At 37.0% G+C, this 19,076-nt stretch carries 18 protein-coding genes, 1 pseudogene and 1 other annotated feature; of the genes and pseudogenes, 16 read left to right on the forward strand and 3 right to left on the reverse strand.

Features of this window, described 5'->3' with window-relative positions; genetic code table 11:
* Positions 1 to 29: 29 nt before the first annotated feature.
* From JFU54_RS09555 to pheA, 12 genes are all read left to right on the forward strand, one after another.
* A complete protein-coding gene (locus tag JFU54_RS09555; protein ID WP_002015376.1) occupies positions 30 to 1,439 on the forward strand; it encodes an Rne/Rng family ribonuclease in 1,410 nt (469 codons plus the stop codon).
* A 77-nt stretch (positions 1,440 to 1,516) separates the two neighbouring features.
* Positions 1,517 to 1,595: a sequence feature (ribosomal protein L21 leader region), on the forward strand.
* A 14-nt stretch (positions 1,596 to 1,609) separates the two neighbouring features.
* Entirely contained in the window at positions 1,610 to 1,918 is a 309-nt protein-coding gene (gene rplU, locus JFU54_RS09560; protein WP_000270907.1) for a 50S ribosomal protein L21, read from the forward strand.
* Positions 1,919 to 1,929: 11 nt separating this feature from the next.
* Complete coding sequence (locus tag JFU54_RS09565) at positions 1,930 to 2,274, forward strand: ribosomal-processing cysteine protease Prp (RefSeq protein WP_002138477.1); 345 nt, start codon at positions 1,930 to 1,932, stop codon at positions 2,272 to 2,274.
* Positions 2,275 to 2,277: 3 nt separating this feature from the next.
* Positions 2,278 to 2,568: a 50S ribosomal protein L27 gene (gene rpmA, locus JFU54_RS09570; RefSeq protein WP_000944957.1), complete on the forward strand. Its 291-nt coding sequence runs from the start codon at positions 2,278 to 2,280 to the stop codon at positions 2,566 to 2,568.
* A gap of 63 nt (positions 2,569 to 2,631) precedes the next feature.
* Positions 2,632 to 3,180: a sporulation initiation phosphotransferase B gene (locus JFU54_RS09575; protein WP_002015377.1), complete on the forward strand. Its 549-nt coding sequence runs from the start codon at positions 2,632 to 2,634 to the stop codon at positions 3,178 to 3,180.
* On the forward strand, positions 3,180 to 4,463 hold the full coding sequence (gene obgE / locus JFU54_RS09580; RefSeq protein WP_002015378.1) for a GTPase ObgE: 1,284 nt from the start codon (positions 3,180 to 3,182) through the stop codon (positions 4,461 to 4,463). Before JFU54_RS09575 ends, obgE begins: the two co-directional genes overlap by 1 nt.
* A 174-nt stretch (positions 4,464 to 4,637) precedes the next feature.
* Positions 4,638 to 5,345 carry a response regulator transcription factor gene (locus tag JFU54_RS09585; RefSeq protein WP_002034150.1) on the forward strand — a complete coding sequence of 236 codons (708 nt, stop codon included), beginning with the start codon at positions 4,638 to 4,640 and terminating at the stop codon, positions 5,343 to 5,345.
* On the forward strand, positions 5,335 to 6,417 hold the full coding sequence (locus JFU54_RS09590; RefSeq protein ID WP_033707976.1) for a HAMP domain-containing histidine kinase: 1,083 nt from the start codon (positions 5,335 to 5,337) through the stop codon (positions 6,415 to 6,417). The genes JFU54_RS09585 and JFU54_RS09590 overlap by 11 nt, the downstream gene beginning before the upstream one ends.
* 93 nt (positions 6,418 to 6,510) lie before the next feature.
* Positions 6,511 to 7,287, forward strand: coding sequence for an ABC transporter ATP-binding protein (locus JFU54_RS09595; RefSeq protein WP_201064327.1), 777 nt, complete (start codon positions 6,511 to 6,513; stop codon positions 7,285 to 7,287).
* Positions 7,262 to 9,184 (forward strand): ABC transporter permease, encoded by a 1,923-nt coding sequence (locus JFU54_RS09600; protein ID WP_201064329.1) that lies wholly within the window; start codon positions 7,262 to 7,264, stop codon positions 9,182 to 9,184. Before JFU54_RS09595 ends, JFU54_RS09600 begins: the two co-directional genes overlap by 26 nt.
* Before the next feature lie 49 nt (positions 9,185 to 9,233).
* On the forward strand, positions 9,234 to 11,147 hold the full coding sequence (locus JFU54_RS09605; protein WP_033731352.1) for an ABC transporter permease: 1,914 nt from the start codon (positions 9,234 to 9,236) through the stop codon (positions 11,145 to 11,147).
* A gap of 96 nt (positions 11,148 to 11,243) precedes the next feature.
* Positions 11,244 to 12,095 carry a prephenate dehydratase gene (gene pheA, locus JFU54_RS09610; protein ID WP_002167625.1) on the forward strand — a complete coding sequence of 284 codons (852 nt, stop codon included), beginning with the start codon at positions 11,244 to 11,246 and terminating at the stop codon, positions 12,093 to 12,095.
* A gap of 102 nt (positions 12,096 to 12,197) precedes the next feature.
* On the opposite strand, the gene JFU54_RS09615 is transcribed toward pheA, so the two are convergent.
* The 3 genes from JFU54_RS09615 to JFU54_RS09625 form a co-directional block, all read right to left on the reverse strand.
* Positions 12,198 to 12,845 carry an MOSC domain-containing protein gene (locus JFU54_RS09615; RefSeq protein WP_002129246.1) on the reverse strand — a complete coding sequence of 216 codons (648 nt, stop codon included), beginning with the start codon at positions 12,843 to 12,845 and terminating at the stop codon, positions 12,198 to 12,200.
* A gap of 80 nt (positions 12,846 to 12,925) precedes the next feature.
* Positions 12,926 to 13,468, reverse strand: a complete 543-nt coding sequence (locus tag JFU54_RS09620; protein WP_002034157.1) for a transcription repressor NadR — start codon at positions 13,466 to 13,468, stop codon at positions 12,926 to 12,928.
* The gene (locus JFU54_RS09625) at positions 13,468 to 14,610 is read right to left on the reverse strand and encodes an IscS subfamily cysteine desulfurase (RefSeq protein ID WP_002167626.1); all 1,143 of its coding nucleotides are present in this window, start codon (positions 14,608 to 14,610) and stop codon (positions 13,468 to 13,470) included. Before JFU54_RS09625 ends, JFU54_RS09620 begins: the two co-directional genes overlap by 1 nt.
* Positions 14,611 to 14,763: 153 nt before the next feature.
* Here JFU54_RS09625 and nadB point away from each other — a divergent pair, with 153 nt between their 5' ends.
* The 4 genes and pseudogenes from nadB to safA form a co-directional block, all read left to right on the forward strand.
* Positions 14,764 to 16,293 carry an L-aspartate oxidase gene (gene nadB, locus JFU54_RS09630; RefSeq protein WP_201064331.1) on the forward strand — a complete coding sequence of 510 codons (1,530 nt, stop codon included), beginning with the start codon at positions 14,764 to 14,766 and terminating at the stop codon, positions 16,291 to 16,293.
* A 19-nt stretch (positions 16,294 to 16,312) separates the two neighbouring features.
* A complete protein-coding gene (gene nadC / locus JFU54_RS09635) occupies positions 16,313 to 17,146 on the forward strand; it encodes a carboxylating nicotinate-nucleotide diphosphorylase (RefSeq protein WP_201064333.1) in 834 nt (277 codons plus the stop codon).
* A gap of 30 nt (positions 17,147 to 17,176) precedes the next feature.
* Positions 17,177 to 18,283: a quinolinate synthase NadA gene (gene nadA, locus JFU54_RS09640; RefSeq protein WP_201064335.1), complete on the forward strand. Its 1,107-nt coding sequence runs from the start codon at positions 17,177 to 17,179 to the stop codon at positions 18,281 to 18,283.
* A 224-nt stretch (positions 18,284 to 18,507) separates the two neighbouring features.
* Positions 18,508 to 18,664: pseudogene (gene safA / locus JFU54_RS30370) on the forward strand (SafA/ExsA family spore coat assembly protein); the annotation flags it as partial.
* Positions 18,665 to 19,076: the final 412 nt, after the last annotated feature.

The following is a 19,076-nucleotide window of genomic DNA, read 5'->3' on the forward strand; positions in this document are numbered from 1 at the left end:
ACTAACCTTTTATATTGTAAGGAAAAGAAATGAAAAGTGAGGAAAGAATTTTGAAGACGTTATATATTAACTACACTGGTTCGGAAAAGCGTGTTGCGATAGAAGAGAAACAAAAAATTGTAGAGCTTTTATGGAAACGGAATGAAGAGCAGGAGATTGTCGGACATATTTATGTTGGGCGTATCGTAAGAACAATTGCTGGAATGAACGCAGCCTTTGTAAATATCGGATTAGAAAAACATGCATATCTTTCATTTGATGATGTACCATCTTCATATCGCATACATGAAGGACAGGCGATACTTGTACAAGTTGTGAAAGAGGCAATTGATACGAAGGGGCCAAAATTAACGGCGAAGATAGAAGTTACCGGAAAATATGTCGTTTACATGCCCTATGATGACATGCGCGCTGTTTCTCGGAAAATAAAAAATAATAAAAGAAGACAACAGTTACTGGGAATTGAAGTAGAAGGAACAGGTGGATACATTTTCCGTTCTGCTTCTGAAAAAGGAACGATCGATGAAATACAAGCTGAAATGCAAGGGTTGCAGCAGTTATATGAAGAGTTAAAAAGAAAAGAAGATCAAGGGAAGGCGCCCTTACTACTTCATCAACCAGCGACGTTTTTAGATCGTGTATTTCAGGAGAACCCAATTGAAACAATTGAAAAAATAGTTGTAGATACGAGAAGTATAGTAAAAGAATTAGAAGAAAAAGTAGGGAAAGAAAGAGTATCCTTTTATAATGAAAAATCTTCGATGTTTAACCACTTTGGAATAGATCGTGAAATCGAGAAAGCACTTCAAAAAATTGTGTGGCTACCAAATGGTGCCTATCTAATTGTAGAACAAATGGAGACGATGACTGTAATTGATGTGAATACAGGTAAATTTACTGGAAAACAAAATTTACAAGATACCGTATTTCGCACAAATGAAATGGCTGCTGAAGAGATTGCTCGTCAATTAAGACTTCGTGATATTGGCGGGATGATATTAATTGATTTTATTAATATGAAAAGACGGGAAGATAAAGAGAAGGTAAGAGAGCGTTTAATGATAGCTTTACAAGATGATCGCACATATACAAGAGTGCTTGGGTTTACAGAGTTAGGTATTTTAGAGATGACGCGTAAGCGCAAGAAACATTCGTTACGTGACGTATTATTAGAAGAGTGTGCGCCTTGTAAAGCGACAGGTTACGTTATATCTAATGAAACAATTGCGTATGAGCTAGAGAGAGAGCTTATTACTTATGGTAATATAGAGGATGAAGCTGTATTGATTGGTGCTTCAAAAAAAGTACAAAAACATTTTTCACAAAAAGAATTACAAAAAAATATTCCATTTGAAATTTATTTCAAAGATGATATTATCGAAAAGTACGCTATTATCCGTTTTGGAAGTAAGAAAGAAATTGTAGAACGGAAAAAATAGTTAGCAGAACATTCATTGACAATAGTCAATGAGTCATGGTAATATTTTTATGTTATAGTTTATAGCACCTAAACTGCTATATGCTACAACCGCACAAGACAGGTTCCCTAAAGACATTTTATGTCTACCTCGTTTTTGGCGAGTCTTAGTAATTAAGAGGAGGTGCAAGTATGTACGCAATTATCGAAACAGGTGGAAAACAAATTAAAGTTGAAGCTGGTCAAGCAATCTACATTGAAAAATTAGATGTTGAAGCTGGTGAAACTGTTACTTTTGACAAAGTTCTTTTCGTTGGTGGCGAAAACGTGAAAGTTGGTAGCCCAGTTGTAGAGGGTGCAACAGTTACTGCGAAAGTTGAAAAACAAGGTCGCGCTAAGAAAATCATCGTTTTCAAATACAAAGCGAAAAAGAACAATCGTAAGAAACAAGGTCATCGTCAACCTTACACTAAGCTAGTAGTTGAAGCTATCAACGCTTAATTCTGGTTAAGATGATTAAGATTACGATAAGTCGCACGAAACTAGGAAGTATCCGATCATTTAAAATGACTGGACATGCCAATTATGCGCCACATGGACAAGATCTTGTCTGTGCTGGAACTACAGCGGTTGTGTTTGGTTCTATAAATGCAGTGGAAGAACTTTGTAATGTGCAGGCAACTATTGAACTCGGAAGTGATGGCGGATTCTTGACGTATGAATTGCCTAATGATTTAGACGTTCATACAGCAGAAAAAGCACAAATACTTTTAGAAGGATTGGTTGTTTCACTTAAGACGATTGAACTTGATTACGGAAAGTATATCCGTTTAATAGAAAAAGTGCAGGAGGTGTAACGTATGTTAAGATTAGATCTTCAGTTTTTCGCATCTAAGAAAGGTGTAGGTAGTACAAAGAACGGTCGTGACTCTCAGTCAAAACGTCTTGGTGCTAAACGCGCAGATGGTCAAACGGTTTCAGGTGGTTCAATTCTTTACCGTCAACGCGGTACAAAAATTTATCCAGGTGTTAACGTTGGTCGTGGTGGCGATGACACTTTATACGCGAAAGTTGACGGCGTAGTACGCTTTGAGCGTCTTGGTCGTGACCGCAAACAAGTGAGCGTATATCCTGTTGCTCAAGAAGCATAAGAACTCACGGAAAACTCTAACCTGAGTGCAGGTTAGAGTTTTTCTATATTAAGGGGTATCTAAATGAATGAAAAATGGACAATTATAGATGCGTTGAGCCACTCGAGACATGATTGGCTCAATCGTTTGCAGATGGTTAAAGGAAATCTTTCCCTTGGAAAAGTGGAAGAGATTCATAGGCTCATCGATCGTTTTGTCCAAGAAGCGAGACAAGAATCCAATCTGATGGGGCTATCAATGCCTTTATTTTCAGAGTGGATTTTAACATATAATTGGAAACAGCAACCGTGCTTATTGGAGTACGAAGTATTAGGGAAATTACATAACTTATCTCATCTAGATGAGACTGTATGTACATGGACGAATCAGTTTTTCTTAATGCTTCAGCATAGTTTAGACGTATATGTTGAAAATTATGTTTGTATCACAATTGAAAGTGACGCGGAGAATGCTCGTTTCTTTTTTGATTTTCGTGGAAAGCTAACGAATGTAGAAGAACTACAAACGTGGCTTGCGAACGAAAACAATAAATGGTATTCCATTTCTTATACAGTACGAGACGAAGAAGTCTCAGTTATATTACAACTAATCGAAAAAAGTGTGGTGAAATAATGTTTGTAGATCAGGTCAAGATATATGTAAAAGGCGGCGACGGTGGTAACGGAATGGTTGCGTATCGTCGTGAGAAGTATGTACCTAAAGGTGGCCCAGCAGGTGGCGACGGTGGTAAAGGTGCAGATGTTGTTTTTGTTGTTGAGGAAGGCTTACGTACATTAATGGACTTCCGCTACCAACGTCATTTCAAAGCTGATCGCGGTCAGCACGGAATGAGTAAAGGTCAGCACGGTCGTAAATCTGAAGATTTAATCGTAAAGGTTCCACCAGGAACAATAGTGAAAGATGAAAAAACAGGTGAAATTCTTGCCGATTTAGTAACGCATGAACAAACAGCTGTAATCGCAAGAGGTGGCCGTGGTGGCCGTGGTAATTCACGTTTCGCAACAGCGACGAACCCAGCGCCAGAAATCGCTGAGAACGGGGAACCAGGTCAAGAACGTGATGTCACGCTAGAACTTAAAGTGCTAGCAGATGTTGGACTTGTTGGATTCCCAAGTGTAGGTAAATCTACATTATTATCTGTTGTATCATCAGCACGTCCGAAAATTGCAGAATATCACTTTACAACAATCGTTCCGAATCTTGGTGTTGTTGAAACTGGTGATAACCGCAGCTTCGTTATGGCTGACCTTCCTGGACTAATTGAAGGCGCACACTCCGGCGTTGGACTTGGACACCAATTCTTACGTCATATCGAACGTACACGTGTAATTGTACACGTTATCGATATGTCTGGTTTAGAAGGACGTGAGCCATATGAAGATTATGTCACAATCAATAATGAACTAAAAGAATACAATATGCGTTTAACTGAGCGTCCACAAGTTGTTGTTGCAAACAAAATGGATATGCCAGATGCAGAAGAAAACTTACAAGCATTTAAAGAGAAATTGGGAGACGAAGTGAAAATTTTCCCAATCTCAGCTGTAACGAAACAAGGTGTTCGTGACTTACTATTTGAAGTAGCGAACTTATTAGAAACAACACCAGAATTCCCAATGTACGATGATGTAGAAGAATCTGAAGCAAGTGTAATGTACAAATTTGAATCTGAATCTAATTTTGAAATTACACGCGAAAGTGATGGCACATTTGTTATTTCTGGTTATGACATTGAGAAAACATTCAAGATGACAGACTTCTCACGTGATGAATCTGTACGCCGATTTGCTCGTCAAATGCGTGGAATGGGTATTGATGAAGCCCTTCGTGCACGTGGTGCAACAGACGGAGATATTGTGAAAATTCTTGAATATCAATTTGAATTTATCGATTAAGACTGCCGAAATATGGCGGTCTTTTTTTTTTTCGTTATTTGAGTCCAGTAAAAACCCAATTCATATAGGTGAACCATAAGTCGATATAGGAAAAAATCCCCATTGATTAAAGTTTCAATTTATAATAGAAAAAGGAGTGATTTTAGAAGAATATTTTATGGGGAGAAAAGGAATATGTATAAAATATTAATTGTAGAAGATGATGAAAAAATTGCAGAGATATTAGAGGAGCATTTAGAAAGGTATGGATATCAATCTTTCAGAGTGAGCGATTTACGGCATATAAAAGATGAGTTTGTAAAAGTAAGTCCTCATCTTGTGTTACTTGATATTAATTTACCATACTTTGATGGCTTCTACTGGTGCCGCCAAATCCGCACTGTATCGAATGCGCCGATTATTTTTGTTTCTGCAAGAACAGGGGAAATGGATCAAGTAATGGCGATTGAAAATGGCGGAGATGATTACATTACAAAGCCATTCCATTTAGATATTGTAATGGCAAAGGTGAAAAGTGCACTCCGCCGCGGGTATGGTGAGTATGCTTTGGCCGCGGAAAGTGACTGCTTAGGTGTTAATGGATTGTTATTATTCCCATCACAGCACACAGTAGAGTGGAAAGGTCAACAAACGGAACTTACAAAAAATGAGTTTTATTTATTAGAATGTTTAATGAAACAAGCAAATCAATACGTGACACGTGAAGAGCTGTTAGAGGCTTTATGGGATGAAGTAGCTTTTGTTGATGATAATACATTAACCGTGAATGTAAAGCGTGTAAGGAAGAAACTTGAGGAGTTAGGCATTAAAAATGCAATTGTCACAAAGCGTGGGTACGGTTATGCTCTTCTTACTGAGTGGGGCGAAGGGCATGAAGGTTAAAAATTACCTCATAGAACGTTTTTCCTTAATCCTTTCTTACATTATAAGCCTTTGTTTATTTGGACTCGTATTGCAGTTGCAAAGCCTTTTAGAAAAGCGTGCGCTGGACTGGAGTACATGGTTATACGGACTTTTATTAGGGACAGTTGTGTTTAGTGTATACCTTATTTACGATTACCGAAAACGAAGTGTGTTTTTAAAGAGGATAGAACAGTATATTGCCGGTGGACATACATTACATGACTCTTTACTTATCGATACTTCTTATACGTCAGAGCAAGAAATGGTTGTTGAAGCGTTTACGCTATTAAGGCAGCAATATATGAATGAAGTTCATAAGCAGCATGCAAAAGAGCAACAGCAAATGATTTTTATGAACCAGTGGATCCATCAAATGAAAACACCAGTATCCGTTATTGAATTATTGTTACAGAAATATGGTAAGGAGCACCGTGAAGCAAGGGGAACGATTGAAAGTATTCGTGAAGAAAATAACCGTATTTTAAATGGGTTAGATTTAGCGTTACATATGGCAAGGTTAGATCAATTTTCGAAAGACTATAAAGTAGAAGTAGTAAATGTTATAGAGGTCATTCGAGATATTATTAATGAAAATCGGAAGTCGTTCATTCAATCTTCTGTATTTCCGAAAATGATGTTTGAAGAAGAGACTTGTATGATTGCGTCTGATAGAAAGTGGCTTAGTATCGCGATGAGCCAAATTGTTGTGAATGCAATTAAGTATACAAAAATTTCAGAAGCAGAGAAAAAAGAAATTCAATTTCAAATTGAAGAGAAAGATCAAAAGGTGTTATTACATATTAAGGACAATGGAATTGGTATTCCTGAGCAAGATGTAAAGCGTATATTTGATCCGTTCTTTACGGGAATAAACGGCCGTAAAACAAGGGAAGCGACAGGTATGGGTTTATATATTACGAAGGAAATCTGCGGTAATTTACATCATGGAGTGTATGTACAATCAACTGAAGGGGAAGGAACAACAGTTACGTTCCAATTTGCAAAAGATGAAGAATATCATACATTAATGAGAAAAATGACAAAACTGTAAGATAACAAAACGTTTTGTAAGGGAAATCACTCGTTTCTTTTTCTTATTTTTCTTATAGTAAATGTAAGAAGAAAACACGTAGGGGGATTAGAAATGAGTGTTCTTGAAGTAAAAGGATTAACAAAGGTGTACCAATCAAAAGGTTCAGTAGCGACGACTGCTTTAAATGATATAAATTTTAAAATTGCAGAAGGCGAGTTTGTAGGGATTATGGGGCCTTCAGGAAGCGGAAAAACAACGCTTTTAAATTTATTAGCAACAATTGATAAGCAAACTTCAGGTCATGTGCTTGTAAATGGTGAAGAAATTAATCAAATGCGTGCTGCAAAATTGGCGGAATTTCGCCGTACACATCTAGGATTCATTTTCCAAGATTTCAACTTACTTGATACATTATCGATTAAAGAAAATATTATTTTGCCGCTTGTAATGGCGAAGAAATCTGTAAAAGAAATTGATGCGAAAGTACTTGAAATTGCGAGGTTTTTAAACATTGAAGAAATTTTAAATAAAAAAGTATACGAAGTATCAGGTGGACAACAACAACGTGCAGCAGCTGCAAGGGCGATTATTCATGAACCAGCATTAATTTTAGCGGATGAGCCAACAGGAAACCTAGATTCTAAGTCAGCGAAATCATTAATGAGCGCGTTGCAAGATTTGCATGAACAAAAGAAAGTGACAATTGCAATGGTAACGCATGATCCAGTAGCGGCGAGTTATTGCGAACGTATTCTTTTCATTCGCGACGGAGAAATTTTCTCAGAAATACATAAGGGAAGAACGAAACAAGCCTTTTTCCAAGAAATTCTGGATGTACTTGCGATGCTAGGAGGAGAATATCATGAACTTTCGCCAGCTCGCGCTTAATAACGTAAAAGGAAATTGGCGTAATTATAAAGCGTTTCTTATTAGTAGCTGTTTATCGATTGTCGTATTTTTCATGTATGCTTCCTTCATTTATCATCCAGATGTCGTAAGCGGTAATATTAGTATGAGGGATATGATCTCAAAAGGGCTAGAATCGATGAATTATATTGTAGTCATCTTCTCAGCACTCTTTATTTTATATGCAAATTCAACATTTTTACGAGCAAGAAAAAAAGAGTTTGGTCTATTAACATTAATAGGCGGAACAAAATCTCAACTTGGCCGAATGATTATATTAGAACAGCTTATGTTAGGTAGTATTGCAATTGTAGTAGGTATTGGGCTTGGCATGCTTTGTTCAAAATTATTTTTCCAAGCATTAAGCGTAATATTGAAAATAGATAAAACACTTCCACTCGTATGGAATAGTAAAGCAATTCTTATTACAGCTGGTGTATACTTTATTCTATTTTTAATCCTATCATTGTTTAGTGTTTGGACAGTAGGGCGCTTGCAAATTATTGATTTATTAAGAGAAGCAAGAAAACAAAAAGTAGAACCTTTTGCATTTACATCGTTATGTGTAGTTGGTATAGGATGTATTATTGTTGCATATGTACTTAGCTTCCAAGTGACATTTATGAATTTTATCATACTGTTTTTACCGATTGTAGGGCTGACGATAGGCGGAACGTATTTACTGTTTACACAAGGTAGTACAGTCGTATTAAAGGCATTGCAAAAACGAAAACAATCTTTTTATACGTATCCCAATATGTTTGTACTTAGCAATCTTATTTATAAAATGAAAGATAATGCTCGTTTTCTATTTGTTATTTCTATTATTACGGCGGTTGTTTCTTCAGCGGTTGGTACGCTTTATGTATATTTTGAAAATATGAGTGCGAAAACGATAGAGCTTACACCGCATGCTATTTCATATGAGGAAAAGGGACTAAATACGCATAGCCTGATTAATGAAGAAAAAGAACAAGAGATTGTAAAAAAACATGGGTTTGAAGATGCACGAAAAGTAACTTACGTAAAACTACCTGCAACACAGAAAATAATGTTGTTTAACAGTGAACGTGAAGTACCAATGACGATTATTTCAGAAAAAGAATATAACGCGGAAGTACGTGAACAAAAGAAAGAGCAAATTACAGAGGTTCATAATGCACCAGGTAGTGCGACGATGGTTATGGTTGATGCAGCAAATGAACTTATGAAGATAGATCGTACGAAACCGTATGAATTTACAATCAACGGACAAAAGCAGTCTGCTCAATTAAATGAGCCAACGTCATATTCTGTTTTTAATGATAGCGAATATCTCATTGTGAATGATCAAGATTTTGAGAAATACGAAAAGCTCGTACCAGATGAAGAAAAGACGAAATATTATGGTTATTATATTGAAGACTGGAAAAGTACGGAAGACCTTGTGCTAGATTTGAAAAAGGAAATTGCACCAGAAAAGCAAGGGGAATTGAGAAACGCAGTGTTCGCTTATAAAGATATAAGAGAAGGTGGAGCAATTACAATGTTCATCGGCTTCTTCGTAGCAGTACTGTTCTTCTTCTTTGCTTGTAGCATGACATACTTTAAATGGTTTAATGATAAAGAACAAGATCGTATTCAATTTAAGTCATTAAAAAGAATTGGTATGACAGATAAAGAAATTCGTAAAATTGCAATTCGACAAATGGGTGTTATCTTCTTTATCCCAATTTTAATCGGTACAATTCATAGTGGATTTGCTCTTCATACGTTAGGAAAAATGCTTTATATTGATTTGTGGAAATCAGGTGCGATAGTAATTGGAGCATATATTTTAGCTTCTACAATTTACTTTATGATTGCGCAAAGAGGATATTTAAAACACGTAAAAAGCTAGGGGAACCTCTAGCTTTTTACGTGTGTAGTAAGTTACAGGAGGACGATAGATGAACATTCGGCAACTAGCGCTGCAAAATATAAAGGGAAATTGGCGTAATTATAAAGTGTTTTTCTTAAGTAGTTGTTTTGCCATATTAGCTTCTTATGCATACATGTCTGTCATTGTACATCCGTATATGCAAGAGACGATGTGGTATCAAAATGTACGCTGGGGGCTTATCATATGTAACGTTATAATTATTTCTTTTTTCGTCATATTTATTTTGTATTCTACTTCTATTTTCATAGAAGCACGTAAGAAAGAATTAGGGTTATATATGTTAATGGGAGCAACGAAATCTAACGTAATAGGAGTGATTATGACCGAGCAAATATTGATTGGAATTTTCGCTAATATTTTCGGTATTGGGCTTGGCATGATTTCTTTAAAACTTTTTTTTATGGTATTTAGTATGTTACTTCATCTTCCGAAAGAACTCCCTGTCATATTTGACATGAGAGCGATTGGTGTAACGTTTGTTACATATATGCTTGTCTTTGTTCTGTTATCTTTTATAAGTGCTTTACGTATATGGAATATAAAAATCATACGGTTATTAAAAGAATTTCGAACAGATAAACGAGAGAGGAAAACATCAAAGTGGCTTTGTTTATTCGGTTTTGCTTGTTTAGGGACGGGATATGCGTTAGCGCTACAAGTGACGATGACAACGATAGCATTATACTTTTTTCCGGTTGTTATACTCATTTCTTTTGGGACGTATTTTTCATTTACACATGGCGCTACACAAATATTAGAAGTGATAAAAAGAAATAAAAGGATTATGTATACATATCCGTATTTATTTATAGTGAATCAATTGTCACATCGAATGAAGGAAAATAGTCGCTTTTTCTTTCTGTTGTCTATGGCAACAACGTTTGTCGTTACGGCGACAGGTACGGTGTTCTTATATTTTTCTAGCATGCAAGATATGTGGCGTGGCGGAGGAGTACACTCATTTTCATACATAGAAAAAGGCACTTCTGCTCATGAAGTTTTCGAGAAAGACAAGGTTGAAAACTTATTACATCAATATGGATATGATGATTTTCAATATATGAGTTTTGTTGGAGTGTATGCATCTTTTCAGTCCAATAAGGGAGAAACAGAGGTAGCGCCGCTTATAAAGGAAAGTGAATACAATCAAGAGGCGAGAAAACAAAAACAGAAAACGTATCATCCTAAAAAAGGAACAGTTACACTTGTTTATTATAATAAACGCAATCATCCGAATGTATATAATCAAAAAGAGATTCAATTACAAGTAATAAATCAAACATATCAATTTGCATTTAACGGTCAGAAAGAAGGGGTACAATTTAACTATCACCCTTCGCACATTAATGGTCTGTTTTTCGTCATGAATGATGAAGATTTTGAGATTATATCAAATACAATTACGGATTCTGAAAAAATGATATATAGAGGTTACACATTACCAAATATCGAAAATACGAAAGATTTGAATGCAGATTTACGGAAACATATGAAACAAGATACAAATGATGCATTTCGAAGTAATATGGAGTTATATGTGAATATGAAAGAGTTCGGTAATATTACTCTATTTGTAGGCTCATTCATTAGTATATTATTCTTCCTTACTTCATGCAGTATCGTATATTTTAAATGGTTTCATAATATTGCATCGGATCGTAAACAGTATGGTGCACTCTCTAAACTTGGGATGACAAAGGAAGAGGTGTGGAAGATTTCTCGTTGGCAATTATGTATGCTATTTTTTGCGCCTATTATAGTAGGGAGTATGCATAGTGCAGTTGCGTTATATACGTTTCATAATACGATCTTTATGGACGGTTCATTAAGAAAAGTAGGCTTGTTTATTTTATTTTACATTGCTGCATGCATTATGTATTTCTTCTTCGCTCAAAGAGAATATAGGAAACATTTAGACTAGCGAATGCTAGTCTTTTTTAAATATTCGAAATTTACATAGAAGAATATTTAAAATTGTGGTATAACAGTAAGAAAACGAAAAAGAGAGGGAAAGACGATGATTCGAGTAGGATATTTAGGACCAGAGGCAACATTTACAAATATGGCGGTGAGTCGTTTTTTTCCGGAAGCAGAGCATGTACCGTATCGAACGATTCCAGATTGTATTGATGCAGCTGCAAATGAAAATGTAGATTATGCGGTTGTACCGTTAGAGAACGCCATAGAAGGTTCAGTTAATATAACGGTTGATTATCTCGTACATGAGCAGCCACTTTCCATTGTAGGAGAAATTACAGTGCCAATTCAGCAACATTTACTCGTACACCCGCAGTACGAAGGAGTGTGGAAAGAAGTATACGCTGTACATTCTCATCCGCATGCCATTGCACAGTGCCATAAATTTTTAAATGAGGAATTAAAAGGGGTAACCGTTCGCGATATGACATCAACAAGCGCTGCTGCACAATATGTGAAAGAACATCCTGAAGAAAAAATTGCAGCTATTGCAAATGAAGCAGCGGCAGAAAAATACGGATTAACAATTGTAAGGCGTGATATTCATACGCATAAAAACAATCATACACGTTTCCTTGTTCTCCATAAGAAAAAGAAAGCAGTACTCCCAAATAACGGAGAAAACCGAGGAGAGAAAACGACGCTTATGATAACGTTACCTGCTGATTACGCAGGGGCACTATATCAAGTGTTATCAGCTTTCGCATGGAGAAAATTAAACTTATCCAAAATTGAATCGCGCCCGATGAAAACAGGCCTTGGAAATTACTTTTTCTTAATCGACGTCGACAAAGCATACGATGATGTATTATTGCCAGGCGTAACAATGGAACTTGAAGCACTCGGGTTTTCTGTTACTGTGCTGGGGAGTTATTCTTCTTATTGGTTGTAAGGGGAGTGTTTGTCGTATTTTGTAGTTAAGTCGATATAATTTCGGTCGCTAGTATACCGTATGATAGATAAATAGAGTCCCACCTATAAAAGGTGGGATTTATTATTTTAACTTCGAAAGACGATCCTCTAACTGGCCACGCCAAATCTCGGCTAGTTCTTGTACAGCAAGAACCTTCTCAATGCCATCTTTATCTTTCCTATTATGAAAATAAATTTCGTTAGAGAACAAAACAGATACATTGTTTGATGGACGCTCTAGTAATGTAATTTTAGAATCTTTACGCACAGTACCTTCTTGAAGAACGCGGCATAAGTAGCCAGTATATCCAGTTGCTACAATGCGTGGTAAAATGCCAGGAATACCGACACGTTTTGAAATTGTGCTACAAGGTACGCGAGCTTGTGTTACTTGAATGATTGCTTCGCCTAGTTGATATGTATCTCCGATGCAAACATCACGCTCTAACATATTTGTTACGGTAATGTTTTCGCCAAATGTGGAAGCTGGAAGTGTAGTTTGAAATTCCTCTTCCCATAGTGCGTAATGCTCGTGTGGGTACACACAAACTGCGCGATCAGGTCCCCCGTGGTGTTTTAAATCCGCTACATCATCACCACGGAATCCGTCTTTTGAGAGGAAGGCCTCTTCTGTAGGATCTTTACATATACCTGTTATCATTTCTTTATCTTCGCCATATTTCATTTGTTTCGGTTTACCGGTGCTAAAGTGAACGAGTTCAATTCCCATATTTGACCTCCTTTACAATTGATTTCAATATTATATCACTAAAAAAGCACAGAGAATGATAAAAAACTCTGTGCTTTACATTAATAAACGAGAAATCCAGCGCGGTCTAGTGCCTCACAGGCAGCATCTAATTTCTCTTTAGAATCTGCTTCGATTGTATGTAAGTGAATACCATCTGTCAGTTGCGAAAGATAGGAAGCGTTTGTGTTTTCGATTTTTTGTAAATATTGCTCTACATCGAAGCGATTACTTACCATAATCGATGCTGTTAAGTCGCCGTATACAGGATGCTCAACTTTTACGTCTTTAATTGTAACGCCGTGGTCAACTAACATAGTAAGTTCTTGACGTACTTCTGCCGGTTTATGTTGGCATACGATTACGCGTTCAAAAGCTTGTTGTCTTGTTTGTGGCTTTAAATATAAATACCCTTGTGCAGTCGCAATAATTGGTTCATTTCGTGCTTTTAGTAAGGAAATGTCTTGAACGATAACTTGCCTACTTACGTTTGTCTTTTTAGATAGTTCATTCCCTGATAACGGTTCATTTGCAGCAAGAAGCCACTCAAGGATGAGTTGTCGTCTTTCTTCGCCTAAAATCTTTTTTTGATCATTTTGTTTCATTATGATTTAACACCTCTATAAAATTGATTTCCAATTGTGTGTAGTGCATGAATAGTTGTATCAATTTGTTCTTTCGTTGTGTGATGTCCGAAAGAAAAGCGGACATATTGTTTTGCCTCTTCATACGTTTTTCCAATTGCAAGCATTGTTTTTGAAGGGTCTTGTTTACCGACTTGGCAAGCACTTCCAGTTGAAATGGCTATACCATGACGGTTACATTCTAACATTGTATACTGACCTTCTATTCCTTTTATTGTAACCCCAATAATATGTGGTAAACAAGAAGTAGAATGTCCTTTCACTTCAATTTCTAGAGGAAGTGTTTGTAATTGCTCTAAAAAATAAGATCGTAATTGTTTAAAACGAAAGCTCTCTTCCTTTTGATTCTTTAATATATGCTCTGCGGCTGTTAAAAAAGCAGCGATTCCAGGAACGTTCACTGTACCAGGGCGAAAGCCTTTTTCATGAGAAGTTCCCGGAAATACTTGTTCCCAGCGAACTTGCGGATTTATATAGCAAGCTCCAACTCCTTTTGGTCCGTATATTTTATGGGCTGAAACAGAAAGACTATCAATCTCCATCGCTTTAACGTCTATTGGAAGTTTACCAAACGTTTGAACACAATCCGAATGAAATAAAACATTATATTTTTTTAAAAGTGCTCCGATCTCTGCAATGTTTTGAACGGTCCCGATTTCAGAGTTTCCGTGCTGTATACTTGCTAGAGCAGTATCTTCTGTAATAGCTGTTTCTAAATCTACTAAATGAATTATCCCACTTTTATCAACAGGAATCTCAGTAATAGTATAACCTTGCGATTGTAAGGATTGAAAATAACTTCGAATCGATGCGTGTTCCATAGGTGTCGTAATAATGTGCTTTCCATTTCTAGCATTTAGAAGGGATTGAATCGCAAGGTAGTTAGATTCTGAACCGCCGCTTGTAAAGAATACACCTTGTTCCTTACCCCCAATCATTTCTGCAAATGTTTCTCTACAAACTTGCAATAAAGATGATGCGCTTCCGCCGATATCGTGTAAACTTTGTTCATTTCCGAAATATGTTTTTGCCGCTGCTATATATGTTTCTAAAGCTTCTTCGCTCATAGGTGTTGTCGCTGCATAATCTAGATATATCATCATGTAATTTCCTCTCTTCAGTAAGAGTGACATTTGTTTTCGTTTTTAGAATGGTAGTGAAAATAAGAATTGTAAAAAAACTCTTGTCATTATTTTAAAACTATGTAAATATAGGTGTCAAGACAGTTGAAAAGTGTAAAGTAGGAGGCAACAATTATGCCAAGTGCAGATGTCTTGATTATCGGAAGCGGCGTTGCAGCGCTTCGTGTTGCGAAAGAGCTTTGTCACGAAAAGAATGTGATAATCATCACAAAAAAAACAGGATGTAATAACAATACACATTTAGCTCAAGGAGGAATTGCAGCAGCTGTTGCTACATATGACGATCCGAGTGGGCATTTTGAAGATACATTAGTGGCAGGTTGCCATTATAACAACGAAGAAGCAGTTCGTTATTTAGTTGAAGAGGGACCGAAAGAAATAAGTAAGCTTATTACGAATGGAATGAAATTTGATGGGGATGAAAAAGGGATCCACCTTGGTAAAGAAGGGGCGCATCGAAAACGGCGCATTTTACATGCCGGAGGAGATGCAACTGGTAAAAATCTATTAGAGCATTTAATACAAGAAGTAGTTCCGAACGTTACTGCCGTTGAGCATGAAATGGTGCTCGATTTTATTATAGAAAATAATAAATGCATAGGAGCTTTAACGCGAAATAGTGAAGGGAAGCTGAAGCGTTACTATGCTGATAATACGGTGTTAGCATCAGGAGGGATAGGTGGTTTGTACGCCTTTACATCGAATGATGAGACAATTACAGGCGATGGACTTGCGATGATATATCGAGCTGGGGGGGAACTTGTTGATTTAGAATTTGTACAATTTCATCCGACGATGTTATACGTGGACGGGCGATGTTGTGGTCTCGTTTCTGAAGCAGTCCGTGGTGAAGGAGCTGTCCTTATAAATGGAAAAGGACAGCGTTTTATGATGGATATACATCCCGGGAAAGATCTCGCACCGCGTGATGTAGTGGCAAGGGCTATTCATGAACAACTTCTTGCAGGTGAAAAAGTGTACTTAAACATCGAAACCATTCAAAACTTTGAACAACGTTTTCCGACCGTCTCATCATTATGTAAAAAGAATGGTATTGATTTAAAAGAAAATTCTATTCCGGTCGTACCGGGCGCTCATTTTCATATGGGCGGCGTGAAGACGAATTGTGACGGAGAGACGTCCATTTCAAACTTATATGCGGTCGGTGAAGTGGCTTGTAATGGAGTTCATGGTGCGAATAGATTGGCGAGTAATTCATTATTAGAAGGTCTTGTGTTTGGAAGACGAATAGGAAAACACATTTTAGCTAAGCCAGCAGAGGAAAGAAAAAATGTGCCGGAAGAGAGAGGGAAAAGTTTTATAGCTCTTAATGATTTACCGTTGAAAGAAGAAATACAAGAATGCATGATGAAATATGTTGGGATTGTGCGAACTGAGAAAAATTTATCATATGCTCAGAGATGGTTTAGTAGGTACGGTGTGCGAAATATGATCTTACAATATGATGCACTTACAAATGAAGAGATAACGCTTATTAATATGTTAACAGTTTGTGAGCTTATAACAGTATCAGCTTTGCAAAGAGAAGACAGTATTGGTGGTCATTATCGCATTGATTATCCAGAAAGAAATAGCGTGAAAAAAGAGATTATCCGAGTGAGAAGAAAACTACAACTTGTTTAATAAGGGGAAGAGGGGTTTTATGAATACGTTAAAAGTTAAGGAAGCATTAAATCGATTTTTTCTAGAAGATATAGGAGAAAGAGATGTAACATCTCAGCTTATCTTTCCCGATAATGCACTTGCGAAAGGAACGTTTCTTGTAAAGGATACAGGGGTATTTGCAGGGTGCTTAGTAATTGAAGAAGGATTTAAATTAATTGATCAGAGAATTGGAGTTGAACTTCATAAAAAAGATGGGGATCTTGTAGAAAAAGGAGAAATAATTGCAACCGTGCAAGGCCCAATCGCATCATTATTAACGGCAGAGCGCGTTATATTAAACGTTATTCAGCGTATGAGCGGGATAGCGACGATGACACGTAAGGCGGTTTTTGCTTTAGATAGCAGTCATACACGCATTTGTGATACGAGAAAAACGATGCCAGGACTACGTATGTTTGATAAATATGCTGTAGTATGCGGGGGCGGATTTAACCACAGATTCGGTTTATATGATGGTGTCATGATTAAAGACAATCATATTGCTTTTGCTGGCTCGATTACAAAAGCTGTTACATCGGTGAAAGAAAGATTGGGACATATGGTGAAAGTAGAAGTCGAAACAGAGACAGAGGCGCAAGTAAGAGAAGCGATAGAGGCCGGCGCAGATGTTATTATGTTCGATAATCGTACGCCAGAAGAGATTCGTGAGTTTTCAAAAATTGTACCAAGTGCCATCGTCACGGAGGCTTCAGGTGGTATTACAATTGAAGATTTATCAAAATACGGAAAAACAGGGGTAGATTATATTTCACTTGGAGCGTTAACACATTCAGTGAAAGCACTTGATATTAGTTTTAATATTGAGGCCTAATGAGAGTGGTTTAGAGGGGGAGAATCATAAATGGGTATTTTAGAGAAAGTTCAGCCAATCGAAGTAATGTTACCAGAGCGTTATCAAACGATTTCTATATTAGAGATGGAAGAGCGTGTCCGTGAAATTAAAGAAAAAATGGGGGCATTACTATTTATTCCAGGACATCATTATCAAAAAGATGAAGTGGTGCAATTTTCAGATGCAGCAGGGGACTCACTTCAACTCGCGCAAGTTGCAGCGAATAATAAAGAGGCAAAATATATTGTGTTTTGTGGTGTGCACTTTATGGCAGAAACGGCAGATATGTTAACGACAGATGATCAAATTGTCATCTTACCAGATATGCGCGCCGGCTGTTCTATGGCAGATATGGCAGATATTGAACAAACAGAAAGAGCGTGGAAAGAGCTCGCGAAATTATTTGGGGATACGATGATTCCATTAACGTATGTAAATTCAACAGCTGCGATCAAAGCGTTTTGTGGTCGTAATGGAGGGGCAACAGTAACCTCTTCTAATGCAAAACAAATGGTGTCTTGGGCGTTTACACAAAAAGAGCGTCTCGTCTTTTTACCAGACCAACATTTAGGAAGAAATACAGCGTATGATTTAGGTATTCCGTTAGAAAAAATGGCAGTGTGGAACCCGCATACAGATTCATTAGAGTACGATGGAGATATAGAAGAAATTCAAGTGATTTTATGGAAAGGCCATTGTTCTGTTCATCAAAACTTCACTGTGAAAAATATTGAAAATGTGCGAAAAAATCATCCGGATATGAATATTATTGTTCACCCTGAATGTTGTTATGAAGTGGTTGCTGCTTCTGATTATGCAGGATCAACGAAATATATTATTGATATGATTGAAGCAGCTCCGGCGGGAAGTAAGTGGGCGATTGGTACAGAGATGAATTTAGTGAACCGAATTATTCAGCAACATCCAGATAAAGAAATTATTTCGCTAAATCCGTTTATGTGTCCTTGCTTAACGATGAACCGAATTGACTTACCTCACCTGTTATGGGTACTTGAGAACATAGAAAGAGGAGAACAAATTAACGTTATTCGTGTAGAGAAACAAGTAACAGAAGAGGCAGTTCTTGCATTAAATCGTATGTTAGAGCGCGTTTAAAGCAGCGGGATTTCCGTTGCTTTTTTTCGTACATATAATCATAACAAGGATGAAATAGGCATACATTGTGTTGAGGAAATCATTGCGGTTTTTCTATGCTTATTCCACTTCGAATCATATTGAAAATAGAAGAAGTGATAAAAGTAAAAGAAGTTAATGTTGTTTAGAAAGTGTTACTTCAAAGTGTTTTTACTTATAGATAAGTTATACAGGAGGGGGAAAATTTGAAAATTCATATCGTGCAAAAAGGGGAGACCCTTTGGAAAATTGCAAAAAAGTACGGAGTGGATTTTGAAACGCTAAAAAAAACAAATACACAGCTTAGCAATCCAGACCTAATTATGCCAGGGATGAAAATTAAAGTGCCATCGCATAGCGTTCATGTGAAACAACAAACTGGATCGGGTTCAGCGCCCCCGAAACAATATGTAAAAGAGGTGCAGCAAAAAGAGTTTGCATCAACACCAACGCCACTTGCAATAGAAGATGAAGATGAGATCACGTATCAATCAACACCTATTACACAACAACCAGCTATGCAACAAACGCAAAAAGAAATGCAGATAAAACCGCAAAAAGAAATACAGGTGAAGCCGCAAAAGGAAGTGCAAGTGAAGCCACAAAAAGAAGTGCAAAAAGAAATTCCGATTCAAAAAGAGAAGCCAGTTGAAAAGCCGCCTGTCATTCAAAAACCACCTGTTGTAGAGAAAGTAGAAAAACTAAAACCTACTACGAAAGAAAACACTAAATTTTCTATCAATGTATTACCGCAGCCGCCGCAACCACCAATTAA

Source organism: Bacillus sp. TH19, assembly GCF_016651075.1.
Classification (GTDB): domain Bacteria; phylum Bacillota; class Bacilli; order Bacillales; family Bacillaceae_G; genus Bacillus_A; species Bacillus_A mycoides.

Coding starts and splice junctions, on each gene's coding strand:
- nadB (WP_201064331.1), top strand. CDS start 14,764: ATGCCAAGTGCAGATGTCTTGATTATCGGAAGCGGCGTTGCAGCGCTT.
- JFU54_RS09605 (WP_033731352.1), top strand. CDS start 9,234: ATGAACATTCGGCAACTAGCGCTGCAAAATATAAAGGGAAATTGGCGT.
- JFU54_RS09625 (WP_002167626.1), bottom strand. CDS start 14,610: ATGATGATATATCTAGATTATGCAGCGACAACACCTATGAGCGAAGAA.
- rplU (WP_000270907.1), top strand. CDS start 1,610: ATGTACGCAATTATCGAAACAGGTGGAAAACAAATTAAAGTTGAAGCT.
- JFU54_RS09565 (WP_002138477.1), top strand. CDS start 1,930: ATGATTAAGATTACGATAAGTCGCACGAAACTAGGAAGTATCCGATCA.
- JFU54_RS09555 (WP_002015376.1), top strand. CDS start 30: ATGAAAAGTGAGGAAAGAATTTTGAAGACGTTATATATTAACTACACT.
- JFU54_RS09595 (WP_201064327.1), top strand. CDS start 6,511: ATGAGTGTTCTTGAAGTAAAAGGATTAACAAAGGTGTACCAATCAAAA.
- rpmA (WP_000944957.1), top strand. CDS start 2,278: ATGTTAAGATTAGATCTTCAGTTTTTCGCATCTAAGAAAGGTGTAGGT.
- nadC (WP_201064333.1), top strand. CDS start 16,313: ATGAATACGTTAAAAGTTAAGGAAGCATTAAATCGATTTTTTCTAGAA.
- nadA (WP_201064335.1), top strand. CDS start 17,177: ATGGGTATTTTAGAGAAAGTTCAGCCAATCGAAGTAATGTTACCAGAG.
- JFU54_RS09590 (WP_033707976.1), top strand. CDS start 5,335: ATGAAGGTTAAAAATTACCTCATAGAACGTTTTTCCTTAATCCTTTCT.
- obgE (WP_002015378.1), top strand. CDS start 3,180: ATGTTTGTAGATCAGGTCAAGATATATGTAAAAGGCGGCGACGGTGGT.
- JFU54_RS09600 (WP_201064329.1), top strand. CDS start 7,262: ATGAACTTTCGCCAGCTCGCGCTTAATAACGTAAAAGGAAATTGGCGT.
- pheA (WP_002167625.1), top strand. CDS start 11,244: ATGATTCGAGTAGGATATTTAGGACCAGAGGCAACATTTACAAATATG.
- JFU54_RS09575 (WP_002015377.1), top strand. CDS start 2,632: ATGAATGAAAAATGGACAATTATAGATGCGTTGAGCCACTCGAGACAT.
- JFU54_RS09620 (WP_002034157.1), bottom strand. CDS start 13,468: ATGAAACAAAATGATCAAAAAAAGATTTTAGGCGAAGAAAGACGACAA.
- JFU54_RS09615 (WP_002129246.1), bottom strand. CDS start 12,845: ATGGGAATTGAACTCGTTCACTTTAGCACCGGTAAACCGAAACAAATG.
- JFU54_RS09585 (WP_002034150.1), top strand. CDS start 4,638: ATGTATAAAATATTAATTGTAGAAGATGATGAAAAAATTGCAGAGATA.